Origin of the sequence: Thermosulfurimonas marina (genome assembly GCF_012317585.1) — a bacterium.
Classification (GTDB): domain Bacteria; phylum Desulfobacterota; class Thermodesulfobacteria; order Thermodesulfobacteriales; family Thermodesulfobacteriaceae; genus Thermosulfurimonas_A; species Thermosulfurimonas_A marina.
Genome location: NZ_CP042909.1, coordinates 1,538,968 through 1,551,476, shown reverse-complemented (window position 1 = coordinate 1,551,476; position 12,509 = coordinate 1,538,968). Strand labels below are relative to the sequence as shown.

14 protein-coding genes and 1 tRNA gene are annotated in these 12,509 nt (G+C 54.9%); 13 read left to right on the top strand and 2 right to left on the bottom strand.

From position 1 onward, the window contains the following. The first annotated feature begins 8 nt into the window (after window positions 1-8). From FVE67_RS08075 to FVE67_RS08060, 4 genes are all read left to right on the top strand, one after another. Window positions 9-875, top strand: coding sequence for an SDH family Clp fold serine proteinase (locus FVE67_RS08075; RefSeq protein WP_168720093.1), 867 nt, complete (start codon window positions 9-11; stop codon window positions 873-875). 61 nt (window positions 876-936) lie between these two features. Then, entirely contained in the window at window positions 937-2,349 is a 1,413-nt protein-coding gene (locus FVE67_RS08070) for an aminopeptidase (RefSeq protein WP_168720092.1), read from the top strand. Then, the gene (locus tag FVE67_RS08065) at window positions 2,349-3,119 is read left to right on the top strand and encodes a tRNA (adenine-N1)-methyltransferase (protein WP_168720091.1); all 771 of its coding nucleotides are present in this window, start codon (window positions 2,349-2,351) and stop codon (window positions 3,117-3,119) included. Before FVE67_RS08070 ends, FVE67_RS08065 begins: the two co-directional genes overlap by 1 nt. Then, a complete protein-coding gene (locus FVE67_RS08060) occupies window positions 3,116-4,282 on the top strand; it encodes a pyridoxine 5'-phosphate synthase (protein ID WP_168720090.1) in 1,167 nt (388 codons plus the stop codon). The genes FVE67_RS08065 and FVE67_RS08060 overlap by 4 nt, the downstream gene beginning before the upstream one ends. Before the next feature lie 5 nt (window positions 4,283-4,287). On the opposite strand, the gene FVE67_RS08055 is transcribed toward FVE67_RS08060, so the two are convergent. Then, window positions 4,288-4,515 (bottom strand): hypothetical protein, encoded by a 228-nt coding sequence (locus FVE67_RS08055; protein WP_168720089.1) that lies wholly within the window; start codon window positions 4,513-4,515, stop codon window positions 4,288-4,290. Window positions 4,516-4,614: 99 nt separating this feature from the next. Here FVE67_RS08055 and FVE67_RS08050 point away from each other — a divergent pair, with 99 nt between their 5' ends. Together FVE67_RS08050 and FVE67_RS08045 are read left to right on the top strand one after the other, a co-directional pair. Further along, the gene (locus FVE67_RS08050; RefSeq protein WP_168720088.1) at window positions 4,615-4,857 is read left to right on the top strand and encodes a hypothetical protein; all 243 of its coding nucleotides are present in this window, start codon (window positions 4,615-4,617) and stop codon (window positions 4,855-4,857) included. Window positions 4,858-4,885: 28 nt separating this feature from the next. Continuing rightward, window positions 4,886-4,962 (top strand) — tRNA-Arg (locus tag FVE67_RS08045). On the opposite strand, the gene FVE67_RS09560 is transcribed toward FVE67_RS08045, so the two are convergent. Next, window positions 4,921-5,955 (bottom strand): Lcl C-terminal domain-containing protein, encoded by a 1,035-nt coding sequence (locus tag FVE67_RS09560; protein ID WP_168720371.1) that lies wholly within the window; start codon window positions 5,953-5,955, stop codon window positions 4,921-4,923. The genes FVE67_RS08045 and FVE67_RS09560 overlap by 42 nt on opposite strands. Between FVE67_RS09560 and FVE67_RS08035 the strand changes: the two genes are divergently transcribed. The 7 genes from FVE67_RS08035 to FVE67_RS08005 are packed head-to-tail and all read left to right on the top strand — an operon-like array spanning window position 5,954 to window position 12,496. Continuing rightward, window positions 5,954-6,295, top strand: a complete 342-nt coding sequence (locus FVE67_RS08035) for a PqqD family protein (protein WP_246167878.1) — start codon at window positions 5,954-5,956, stop codon at window positions 6,293-6,295. The two genes, FVE67_RS09560 and FVE67_RS08035, sit on opposite strands and share 2 nt — an antisense overlap. Further along, the gene (locus FVE67_RS08030) at window positions 6,288-7,316 is read left to right on the top strand and encodes an ATP-grasp domain-containing protein (RefSeq protein ID WP_168720087.1); all 1,029 of its coding nucleotides are present in this window, start codon (window positions 6,288-6,290) and stop codon (window positions 7,314-7,316) included. Before FVE67_RS08035 ends, FVE67_RS08030 begins: the two co-directional genes overlap by 8 nt. After that, complete coding sequence (locus tag FVE67_RS08025) at window positions 7,313-8,656, top strand: alanine racemase (RefSeq protein WP_168720086.1); 1,344 nt, start codon at window positions 7,313-7,315, stop codon at window positions 8,654-8,656. Before FVE67_RS08030 ends, FVE67_RS08025 begins: the two co-directional genes overlap by 4 nt. Continuing rightward, window positions 8,653-10,740, top strand: a complete 2,088-nt coding sequence (locus tag FVE67_RS08020; protein ID WP_168720085.1) for an urea transporter — start codon at window positions 8,653-8,655, stop codon at window positions 10,738-10,740. Before FVE67_RS08025 ends, FVE67_RS08020 begins: the two co-directional genes overlap by 4 nt. Further along, window positions 10,724-11,593 (top strand): hypothetical protein, encoded by an 870-nt coding sequence (locus tag FVE67_RS08015; protein WP_168720084.1) that lies wholly within the window; start codon window positions 10,724-10,726, stop codon window positions 11,591-11,593. The genes FVE67_RS08020 and FVE67_RS08015 overlap by 17 nt, the downstream gene beginning before the upstream one ends. 1 nt (window position 11,594) lies before the next feature. After that, window positions 11,595-12,215, top strand: a complete 621-nt coding sequence (locus FVE67_RS08010; RefSeq protein WP_168720083.1) for a tetratricopeptide repeat protein — start codon at window positions 11,595-11,597, stop codon at window positions 12,213-12,215. Window positions 12,216-12,220: 5 nt separating this feature from the next. Beyond that, entirely contained in the window at window positions 12,221-12,496 is a 276-nt protein-coding gene (locus tag FVE67_RS08005; RefSeq protein WP_425505355.1) for a ferredoxin, read from the top strand. Window positions 12,497-12,509 lie beyond the last annotated feature (13 nt).

Genomic DNA, 12,509 nt, shown 5'->3' with positions numbered 1-12,509 from the left:
AGGCCTCTATGAGCGGATTTGACCTTTTTTTCTTCTTTTTCATGCTGGCGGCCCTTCAGCCGGTCCTCCGCCAGAGGTTGCTCGAGGCTGCCCGGCAGCGCATGATCTCCCGGATCGAGAAGGCCCGGGGCTCGCGGGTCATCCTTCTGGTCCATCGGCAGGAAACCATGAGTCTTCTCGGCTTTCCCATCATGCGTTTCATCGACATCAACGACTCCGAACAGGTGATCCGGGCCATTCATCTCACAGACCCCGAGGTCCCCATCGATCTCATTCTCCACACCCCCGGGGGGCTGGTGCTGGCGGCGCTCCAGATTGCCCGGGCGGTAAAGAAACACCCGGCCAAGGTCACGGCCTTCATTCCCCATTACGCCATGAGCGGAGGGACCCTCATTGCCCTGGCCGCCGACGAGATCGTCATGGACGAGCACGCGGTCCTGGGGCCGGTGGACCCCCAGCTGGGACAATTTCCTGCGGCCTCCATCCTGCGGGCCGTAAGGGAAAAGCCCCGGGAGCACGTGGAGGACCAGACCCTGATTCTGGCCGATGTGGCCGAAAAGGCCCTGCGTCAAATGAAAGAAAACCTTCGAGACCTTCTTTCCGGAAAGTATCCTCCGGAAAAGGTGGACGAACTGGCGGAACTCCTCACCCAGGGCCATTGGACTCACGACTATCCCCTCACCTTTGAGGAGGCCCGCAAACTGGGCCTTCCCGTACGCACGGACATGCCCCACGAGATCTATCAATTAATGAGTCTCTTTCCGCAACCCGTGCGTCAAGCCCCTTCGGTAGAGTTCACTCCGGCACCGCGGAGGGCCCCGGCCGGCTCTCAAAATGGGGCCTCTATGAGCCATCTTTTGCGGCATCTTTTTTGAGTTGACCTAGACGGACCTCCGGGCTAACTTTGCCGCAGGGATTCTGGCGAAGGAGGTGCTCATGGCCCGGCGCAAAAAGGACGAACTCAAGACTCTGAAAGAAAAGTTAGCCTATCGCCCCCGTCCGGTCTGGGATCAGCTTGCGGAAAAGGATAAAAAGGCCCTCGAGAGGCTGGCGGAGGACTACCGCAAATTCCTCTCTTTGGCCAAGACCGAGAGGGAATGCGTGGAGGCCATGGCCGCCCTCCTCAAGAAAGCGGGCTTCACCGAAAAACCCTCGGCCCGCTATTTTACTGTCTTTCGGGAAAAGACTTTGGCGGCCATGGTGGCCGGAAAAAAGCCCCCTTATTATGGGGTGCGCCTCATCGCCACCCATATCGACAGCCCCCGTCTGGATCTCAAGCTCCACCCCCTCTATGAAGATCTGGAAATGGCCTTTTTCAAGACCCACTATTACGGAGGGATCAAGAAGTATCACTGGGTGGCCCGGCCGCTGGCCCTCCACGGGGTAGTGGTCAAGCCGGACGGGACCCGGGTAAAAGTGGTCCTCGGAGAGGCCCCGGGTGATCCGGTACTTACGGTCTGCGATCTTCTGCCCCATCTGGCCCGTAAGGTTCAGGGAGAAAAGAAGCTCTCTGAGGCCATCCCCGGAGAGAAACTCAACGTGCTCGTAGGCGGACTGCCTCTTCCCGGGGAGGCCGAAGAAAAAGAGCGGGTAAAGCTGGCCATTTTGAAGCTCCTTCATGAAAAGTACGGGATCACCGAGGAGGATTTCGTGAGCGCGGAATTGGAGGTGGTCCCCGCCGGCCCCGCGGTAGAGGTGGGGCTTGACCGGGCCTTTATCGGGGGCTACGGACAGGACGACCGCATTTGCGCCTTTGCGGCCCTGGCGGCCCTCCTCGAGCTCCAAGAACCGGAATATTCCACCCTGGTCCTCTTTTTGGACAAGGAGGAAATTGGCTCTGACGGAAATACCGGAGCCAAGAGTCGGTTCCTCGAAAAGCTCATCTACGACTATCTCAAACTTTGGGGGGTCACCCCTCAAGGAGACACGGTGCTGGAGACCCTGCTGCGCACTCGGGCGGTCTCCGGAGACGTCACCGCAGGCATGGATCCTCACTACCTGGAAGTTCATGAGAAGTTAAACGACGCCCGCATGGGCTACGGGGTGGTCCTCACTAAATATACCGGCCACGGAGGAAAGTATATGGCCAATGATGCCCATGCGGAATATGTAGCCTGGCTGAGGCGTATCTTTTCGGAGGCTGGAGTGATCTATCAGGCTGCCTCCATGGGCAAGGTGGATGAAGGGGGAGGAGGCACGGTGGCCAAGTATCTGGCGGCCTACGGGATGGACATCGTGGACCTGGGCCCACCGCTTCTCGGTATGCATTCTCCCTTTGAAGTAGCCCATAAGGCCGATCTCTATATGACCTATCGGGCCTATAAGGCCTTTCTTTCCGCCGGGGATTGATGGACGGGATCATCCGGGAAGGGGATCTTCTGCTTCTCCTGGCTCCCGGAGGGCATACCTATCTTCTCCCCGCGGAAGCGCGCGAGTTTCACACCCACCGCGATGCGGTAGATCTGGGGGCCTTTCTGGGAAGACCTTGGGGAAGCAGGATTCTAGGCCGGAAGGGCCTTCCCTTTTACGCCCTGCGCCCCACCCTCTACGACCACCTGATGAAGGTCCGTCGGGCTACCCAGATCATCTATCCCAAAGAGATCGGTCTTATCCTCCTGAAACTCGACGTACGCCCTGGCAAAACCATACTGGAATGTGGCACGGGCTCCGGGGCCCTCACCCTAGCCCTGGCCGCCGCCGTAGGCCCCGAAGGACGGGTGATCACTTACGAAAAAGAGGCCCGGTTCCGTAAGGTGGCCCGGGAGAACTTGGCCCGGGCCGGGTTGCTGGAACGGGTCATCTTCCGGGAAGGGGTGCGAGAGGACTTCGGCGAAAAGGAGGCCGACGCCCTTTTCTTGGATGTGCGCGAACCCTGGGAGCTTTTACCTGCGGCCTGGAAGGCCCTCAAGGGGGGCGCGCCCTTTGGGGCCCTGGTCCCCACGGTCAACCAGGTCTCCCGCCTGCTAGAGGCCCTGGAGGGTCTTCCCTTTGTAGCCCTCGAGGTCCAGGAGATCCTGGAGCGGTTTTATAAGGTAAATCCCGAAAGACTGCGTCCGGAAGACCGCATGGTGGCCCATACCGGCTACCTCATCTTTGCGCGCAAGGTGCAAGAAAGGTGAAAGACTATCTCCAGAAAAAACTGGCCCGGGCTTTAGAGATCCTGGGGCTTCCGGAAAAGAGTCTAGAAATTCATCTGGTAAACGATGAGGCCATCGCCGAGATCAACCGGCGGTATCTGGGCCGTTCCGGCCCCACCAACGTTATCTCCTTTTCTTACTGGGAAGGGAAGCGCCCCCCGCAAGCCCCCTTTTTAGGGGAGATTTTTCTTTCTCAGGAAACCGCCCGGAGGGAGGCCGAGATTTATGGACTACCTTATCAGGCTTATCTTTTGGCCCTGGCCCTCCACGGCCTCCTCCATCTCTTAGGTCATGAACACGAGGGAGGCGGGCTAGCTGCAGCCCGTATGGCCGCCCTTGAGGCCCAGCTCCTTGAAAAATTGGCCCCAAAAGGGCATAAAAAGGTGGTAGAATTCTTAAAAAGGAGGGAATTCATGCCGGCCAAGCTTGCGGTAAATGTGGATCATGTGGCTACGGTGAGAGAGGCCCGCAAGGTGCACTATCCCGATCCGGTGCAGGCCGCGGTGCTGGCCGAACTCGGAGGGGCCCACGGGATTGTGGTTCACCTCCGGGGTGATCGCCGACACATCCAGGAGCGCGACGTCCGCCTTCTGCGGGAAATCGTAAAGACCAAGCTTATTCTGGAGATGGCGGCCACGGAGGAGATGATTCAGTTCGCCTTGGAGGTCAGGCCGGACCAGGTGACCCTGGTTCCGGAAAGAAGGACAGAGATCACCACTGAAGGAGGACTCGCGGTCAAGGGACGCACCAAAAAGGTGCGTCAAGTGGTGGAGCGGCTCAAAGAAGGGGGGATTTTCAAGGTAAGTCTTTTTATCAATCCCGATCCCGCAGAGCTCAAGGCCGCCGCTCGCACCGGGGCGGATGTGGTGGAACTTCACACCGGAAACTACGCTGAGGCCCCGGCCGGGGAGGAAAGGGAAAGGGAGCTCGCCCGGTTGGAAGAGGCGGCCCGGGTGGCTCGGGATCTAGGCTTTGAGGTGCATGCCGGCCACGGCCTTTCTTACGAAAATATTGAGCCGGTAGCGGCCATCCCGGAGGTGGAAGAATTCAGTATTGGCCACGCCATCGTGGGCCGGGCCATCTTTGTGGGTATGGTGGAGGCGGTACGCGAGATGTTGAGACTGATCGAGAAGGCCCGCCGGTAAAGGATCTACTGGGTCTGCCCCTCGGTAAGCTTGGCCTCTTCCAGGCGCTTGAGGGCCTCTTCCAGGCTCATCAGACCCTTGGCCACGGCGTAGGCCACATAAGGATAGACCCGGGGGTCATAACCTTCCGGGCGCGGGAAGAGTCCCTTGGCCCGCAGTTTGGCCAGTTTGGCCCGGCGACGTCTCCGGCGTTCGATCTCCCGCTGGCGTTCGATCTTTTTATGTCTGGCCATAAGGTCCACCCCTTGATTTTCGTTGATCGCTCCTTTATATAAAGGCTGCTTCCGATCTCGTCAAGGAAGCTTATATTTAAGACCACCGAGGGGCGGGATATGCAGTGTCAAAGGCTAAGGAGCTTGGCCCGGGAATGGTTCCTCAAGGTGCGGGAGGACGCCCTGGCTCCGGCCCGGATGATGGAATTTATCCATCGCCACATCCGCCAATGTGAGACCTGTCAGCGGGACCCGGATCTCCCGCAGGAGGTGGAAAAGATCCGGGAATTCATCCGGGCCCCGGAGGTCATCCCTCAAGGGGAAAGTTCTTCGGAGGAATGGGAAGAAGAGGCCCTTGCCTGAAGGCCGGCTTGTGTCAAAATTAATTGAAGCCCCCGTAGCTCAACTGGATAGAGCAGCGGACTTCTAATCCGCAGGTTGGGGGTTCGAGTCCTCCCGGGGGCGCCAGGGTCTTCCCCGCACGGCCCAGACATAAAAGTGGGGGCCGTGTTTGAGTCCTATCCCCACCGCCCCCTTGGCCAGATAAAGGGCCCAGGCCCAGAGGGGATCGTAAAAGCTGGTGGTGGAGGACCAGTAATATTCTCGCACCTCCTGGAAGGGATGATCCCTGGGCAGGGCCGGAGAGTGATACTGCGCATCCACCAGGCTTTCCAATTCGTTGATGTTGGGAAGGCGCCAGTCGGAAAATCCGGAAAACTTGCGTCGGTTAAGCTCCACCACCACCTGAAAGGCCTCTTCCCAGGTGACCCTCCCCGGGGCGAGATCCGCCAAACGGGTCCAGAAAAGACCGGTCAAACGGTCAAAGACCGCTTCAGCACGGAGTTCAAATCGGGGCTCTGGCCAGGGCAGCCCGGAACGGATCTCACCGTCCTGTCCGGTCCCAGAGCAGGACACAGGGTTCCCCAAAGTGTTGTAGCAGGTGTGCTGTCCGGTGGCGGGAAGACGGAACCTTCCGCGCACCGGCCAAACCATTCTTTCGTCCTCTTTGTGACTGTAAAACATGCGTCCTCCCCCGAAATGTACATTCCAGGCATAACGGGGGTTGATGACGGCCGTGGTGGAGGTCCAATACCAGCCATGAAAGAGGTTTTCAAAGGGGTGCCCCGGGGGAAGAACCGGATTTTTGGCCTGATAAAAGACTAAACTGCGCAGCTCCCGCCGATTGGGAAGTCGCCAGTCAGAAAAACCCAGAAAATTTTCGCGATTGAGCCTGGCCACCGCCCGCAAAGCCTCTTCCCAAGACATGGGGAATTCAAAAAGCGCGGCATTCTTGGGCCAGAAAAGCCCGGTAAGGAGATCTTCCACCAACTCCCCCTGGACCTTAAACCGGGGAAAACCCGAAAGCCCGAAACGCCACTGCCCATCCTGGCCGGTTCCCTGGCAAGGGATCTCTCGACCCCGGGTGTCATAGCAACGGTCCTGTCCGGTGGCCAGAATCATGGAAGCTCTCCTTAAAGTGAAAAGTAACTTGGGCTATTCACTATTCAAAATATATCTGCTAAACTACATTTTAAACTACCTTTTAGCCATGAAGCTTTCTCGACTGGCCATAAGCGACGAGGGATTCGTCTTTGACCCTGAGACTGGAAACGCTTACACCGTGAACGAAACCGGACTTCTGGTCCTCAAGGCCTTACGGGAGGGGAAAAGTCCACCGGAGATTGCCCAAGCCCTCAGTGAAAAATATGAAATTTCCCCGGGAGCTGCGCTCAGAGATATAGAGGAGTTTTTGGAGATATTGAGGCGATACCATCTTTGGGAAGGGAAAACCGATGGTTAAGGTGGCCGTCTCGGGGATCAACGCGGTAGACAATCCCGGACCGGGGCTGGGGATCATTAAGGGCCTTAAAGAGGGGCCAAGGCCGGTTTCCGTAGTAGGCCTGGCCTACGATGCCATGGAACCCGGGATCTATCTCCCTCACTTGGTAGACCGGGCCTACCTAATGCCTTATCCCTCTGAGGGGGAGGCCCCTTTTTTGAATCGCCTGCTTTATATCAAGGAAAAAGAAGGACTAGAGGTCGTGATTCCGTCCTTAGATGCCGAGCTTCCCCTTTTTATCGATCTTCAGGCAAAGCTTTCGGCTTATGGCCTAGCCAGCTTTTTGCCCACCAGAGAACAATTCCGTCTAAGGGCCAAGGACCGCCTGCCGGTGGTAGCCGAAAACATCGGTCTCAAGAGTCCGGTAAGTTTCGCCGTCTCTTCGCAGGAAGAACTCCTGCGGGCCCTCACTCAGCTCCGATTCCCGGTAATGATCAAAGGTCTATTTTACAAGGCTCTGCGGGCCTACACTGAGGCAGAAGCCTTCCACCACTTTCAGACCATCGCCGCCGAATGGGGTTATCCGGTGATCGTTCAGGAAGTAGTGGAGGGAGAAGAGGTAAATGTAGTAGGGTTGGGTGATGGAGAAGGGGGACATTTCGGACTCCTGGCCATCAAAAAGCTCTGGATTACGGCCCTGGGAAAAATCTGGACCGGAGTAACCATTACCCTTCCCCGGCTGCTAGAGGCCGCGGAGACCTTTGTTCAGAAATATCGGTGGCGAGGGGCTTTTGAATTGGAGGTTATCTCCCACGAAGACGAACTTTATCTCATTGAAATCAACCCTCGGTTCCCGGCCTGGATATACTTTGCCGTAGGAGTAGGGGTCAATCTTCCAGAAAGACTCCTGGCCGCAGCCCTAGGGGAAGAGCCCGAGAGAGACTGGAACTATCCTGCTGGCAAACTCTACATCCGTTTCACCGACGATTTGGTCACCGACCTTGAGGTCTTTCAGTACATGGTGACCCGAGGAGAAAGATGAAGAAAAAAGCCTACCAAAAACCCGCCATCACCAAGCTCCAGGTCGGGTTTTTACGCGACAAGAGCAGCACCCTCTCCAGTTTGGTGCGCAAGGAAATAGACGGAGTTCCGGTAAAGGACCTCCTGCGCCGCTATGGTTCGCCTCTTTTTGTCTTTTCCGAAAAAAGACTGCGAGAACAAATACGCTATGCCCGCCGGATCTTTGAAAGCCAGTATCCTCGGGTGGAATTCAGCTGGTCTTACAAAACCAACTATCTGGATGCCATCTGCCGCATCTTTCATCAGGAAGGGGCCACGGCGGAAGTGGTCTCGGATTTTGAATACGAAAAGGCTCGACGCCTGGGAGTACCGGGAGAGAAGATCATTTTCAACGGCCCTTACAAGCCCAAAAACATCCTGCGCCGGGCGGTAGAAGAAGGCGCCCGCATTAATGCGGATTCTCTAGACGAGATCCTGGACCTGGAAGAAATCGCCTCGGAACAGGGGCGTAAACTCTCCATAGGCCTGCGGATCAATATGGATACGGGAATTTATCCTCGCTGGGATCGGTTCGGCTTCAATCTAGAAAGTGGAGAGGTCCTGCAGGTGGCCCAAAGAATTGCTGCGGGAGGGAAACTAGAAGTGGTGGGGCTCCACTGCCACCAAGGGACCTTTATCCTCGAGCCGGAGGCTTACGCTAGGGCTACGGAAAAGCTTTTGACCTTGGCCCGGCAACTGGAAGAAAAATTTGGCTGGAACATAGAATATCTCGACCTGGGTGGGGGCTTCCCTTCCCGCAATCGCCTAAAGGGAGTCTATCTTCCTCCAGAGGTGGCCGTCCCCCCTTTGGCAGACTATGCTGAACGCATAGGGCGGGTCCTTCTTTCCCGTCTCCAACCGGGCGAGTACCCCCTGCTTATTTTAGAGTCCGGTCGGGCCCTGGTAGATGAAGCCGGGTTCCTCTTGACCACCGTGCGGGCTATAAAGCGTCTGCCCACCGGTCAGCGGGCCTACGTACTGGATGCCGGGGTAAATCTCCTTTTTACGGCCTTCTGGTACAGCCTCAAAGTAGAGCTAGGGGACGAAATTCTGGGGCCGCCGGAACCCTGCGTGCTTTACGGCCCCCTCTGCATGAATATCGATGTGGTAGAGGAATCAATCCTCCTTCCCCCTCTACCCCGGGAAACCCCTCTAGTGATTTCTCCGGTGGGCGCTTACAACATAACCCAATGGATGCAGTTTATTACCTACCGTCCCCCGGTAGTCCTTATCACCGAAGAAGGGCATCCAGAAATTATCCGGAAAGCCGAAACCCTGGAAGACATTGTGCGTCTAGAAAACCTCCCTGAACATCTCCGATGAGAGACTTCCGTCACATTCCCCGATCGATCCTCAACAGCTATGCCGGGGTCCTCTTTCTCTCTCATCCCGGAGCCGGACTGTTAATCCTTCTCCTTACTTTAATCTATCCCAATCTAGGGTTTTCAGCCCTGGCGTGCGCGCTGGCCGCTTACGGCTTTGCCCGAATACTGGGTCTAAAAGAAGAATTTCTGCGATTGGATTTCTATATTTACAATCCTCTCTTGGTAGGACTTTCTATCGGATATTATTTCAAATTATGTTTGCTTAGTCTTGTTTTTCTCGTCTTAATGGGTATTTTCACCTTTGTGCTCACTTACACCCTCTACAGCCTCTTTTCTTATTATTTGCGACTGCCCATCCTCAGCTTACCTTTTGTCCTGGGAAGTCTTCTGGCTGCCTTGGCGGCTTATCAGTATTCCGGGCTCTTCGTAGAAGGTCTTTATCCTCGGATCTCTCTGCCTGCTCCAGCCTTTCCGCCCCCCCTTATGGGATTTTTTCGGGCCCTAGGAGCCATTTTCTTTTTGCCCTATCCTTTGATAGGTTTGGCCCTCTTCCTCATGCTTCTTTCCTTTTCTCCCATCCTCTCCCTGTTGGCCTTTTTAGGGTATTTTTCCGGTACGGCGTTGGCCATTTTCTTTACCGGATCAGCCTCTCAGGCCTTTGCAGACCCTGGTCATTTTAATTTTATTCTGGTGGCCCTGGCCCTCGGGGGAGTCTTTCTTTTGCCCTCTCGCCGAAGCTATCTTCTGGCCCTCCTGGGCTCGGCGGTAGCTTTTCCCCTTACGGCCGCCTCACAGGTCTTCTGGAGAAAGTTCGGTCTGCCGGCCTTTGCCCTGCCTTTTAACCTCACCACCGTTCTTTTTCTTTATACCTTGAGGCTTTCTGGATCCCGGGATCTGGTCTCCTATTACCGCGGAACTCCGGAAAAGACCTTGGACTATCACCTCAGTCTGGGAAAAAGATTCCCCACAGGAGTTTGGGATCTCGAACTTCCGGTAAGTGGCCGGTGGACGGTTTGGCAAGGTCCGGAGGGGCAGTTTACCCACAAGGGCCCCTGGCGCCAGGCCTTGGATCTGGCTATCACCGATGAAAGGGGTCGCACCTATCGAGGGGAGGGGATGGTCCTAGAAGATTATTATGCCTATCGTAAGCCCATATTCTCCCCGATTACGGGACGGGTGATAACCCTGGTGGATGGCCTTCCAGATGAGCCTCCGGGATCGGCCAACACCGATCAGCCCTGGGGCAATCACCTGATACTTTATGATCCTCGAGGTTTTTATGTGGTGTTGGCCCACTTCAGCCCCGGAACCTTCCGCGTAAAAGAAGGAGACTGGGTAGTTAAAGGGGCTCTTTTGGGGCTTTGCGGAAGTTCGGGCTACGCCCCCGAGCCCCACCTGCATCTTCATGTCCAGCTACAACCGGAAATAGGGGCCCAGAGCCTACCCTTCGTCTTCCGCGCTTATCTTTCGGACGGGAAGTTTCGGGACTTTTCTCTTCCGAAGGAGGGAGAAACCCTGGAGGGCCTCCCTCCGGACAAGCGTATCCGACACACCATGAATTTTCTTTTGGGAGAAAAGCTGATCTATGAGCTTCTGGGAGACAACCAACGGCTAGATGAAGTGGAAATTCGGGTAGAAATGGCCCCGGACGGCACTTTCTACCTTACAGATGGACGGGCCAGGCTTTACTTCGCCCTGAAAACCGGGGCCTTCTATTTCCTGAATTTTGAAGGCTCTCGAAAATCCCCCCTCTACTATTTTTTAATGGCCGCCCCCAAAATCCCTCTGGGGTTGCGCCCGGGGCTTTCCTGGGAGGACCGTCTTCCTCTGGAGATCTTCTTCCCCGCCTGGCGCAAAAATTTAGAACTTTTTCTGCTTTCCCTGTGGCCCCAAAGATGGCGCCCCATTCTTCGTTACCAAGCCCTTTCTCGTCTTGACTTCGAAGGACATCTCCGGTGTAATGAAAAAACAATTTATACTCGGGTGCGATTGGCTGAGGATCGGGGGTTTGAAAAGATAGAAATGCGCCTTTCCCAAGGTTATCTTTGTATAAGGAGGTTAGGCTATGAAAAGGGGGTTTAAATTCTGGATAATAGTAGGGCTTTTCTGTCTTTTTACTGCAGAGGTCCAGGCGGAGGGCCTGAAGAAATATTTAGCTCTTTACGGCACTTATCTCAATTATGGCAACTCGGCTATTAAGGAAGACGGTTATGCAATAACGGTTTATGGCAGTATAGGAGACGGGAAAAAGCAAGGGCTAGAGGCGGCCCTTTCTCAATTACATCTCAATTACGAGTCTCCATATTCCGACTTGGATCAAACAGATTACACCTTGGTCTATACCTATACTGCGGGGCTTCATCCTAATCTTTCCTTACGTCTGGGAGGCCACTATATCTCTAGCGACGATAAACTTACCGACGAGGGCTGGATTCTTCTGGGAGACCTCACCTATTTTGTACCTTATCGCTGGAATATAGGGCTAGAAGTGGACTACTCCAATTATGATCAATGGGTAAATCTAGAGGTCTTTCAATTTTCCCCTCATGCGGGCTACTTCCGCCGCCTGGGAGCGGACAGTCTATACCTAGAAACCCGGGCCTATTACATTCATGTGGATGAAAGCAAAAGCATAGGCCTCTCTTTAAAGAATTACTATTCCCTTGAACTTTCGGCCACCTGGACCCGAGGGCCTGTGAGTTTTAAGATCTTGGGATGGGCGGGGCAGCAGGTGTTCGCCGTAAAAACCGGGGGATTCGTGGTCTATAATCTCACCGAAAAATATCGGGGGGGAGCGGGAGCCGAGCTCACCTATCGTTGGGAAAATAAGTACCTGCTCGGATTACAGACGCACTGGAACACCTATGAAGAAATTTCTACGGGAAAGAACGTAAATCAGACAGTGGTTACCGCCTCTGTGGGGTTCAACTTCTGAGATGCGAAAAATCACCCTTTTCCTCTGGCTGGGGATAGTTTTTAGCGGCACGACCTGGGGTCTTTCTTATGAAACGGTCCGTCAGGCCTATTACGACTCCTACCGATATGAAAGAGAAGGAAGGTTCAGCGAGGCCATCCGGGCCTTACAAGTCGTATTTCGAGCTTATCCCCAGGATTATACGGTAAATTTGAGGCTGGGCTGGCTTTTTTATCGGGCCGGGCGCTATCGCGAAGCCATCAAACATTACGAAAGAGCCCTTTCGGCCCAACCGGAGGCTGTAGAGCCTCTTTTAGGATTGAGTTTGCCTTATTTAGCCCAAAGAGATTGGTCTCAAGTGGAAAAACTCATGTATCGGGTCCTCAAAATCGACCCCTTCAATTATTATGGCCGTTTACGCTTAAGCTTCGCCTTAAGGCAACAGGGGAAGTATGCCCAAGCGGAGGCTGTGTGCCGGAAGATGTTGGCTCTTTATCCTACCGATATAAATTTCCTGGCCGAATTGGCCCTAAATCTCTACTACTTGGGGAAAAAAGAAGAGGCTCGAAGGGCCTTTAGAGATTTATCTATCTTGGCTCCCCAAAATCCCTTGCTTAAAAAGTACTTCCCAGACCAAAGATAATCTCCTTGACTTTGATCAAGGTCGTCTCCGGAGTCCGGATTTATTCTAGAAATGAAGGTCAAAAAATCCAAAAAAGGAGGTCAGCCATGGCTCGCTTGGTGGTCAACCAAGAAGAATGTATCGGTTGCGGAACCTGTGTGGAGATATGCCCGGAAGTCTTCGAACTGGACGAAAATGAAAAGTCCTATGTCAAGAATCAGGAAGGATGCCAGTCCTGTGACTGTCAGGAGGCCATTGACAGTTGTCCGGTAGGAGCCATCTCCTGGGAAGAAGAGTCTTGACGAGCCCCTTTTC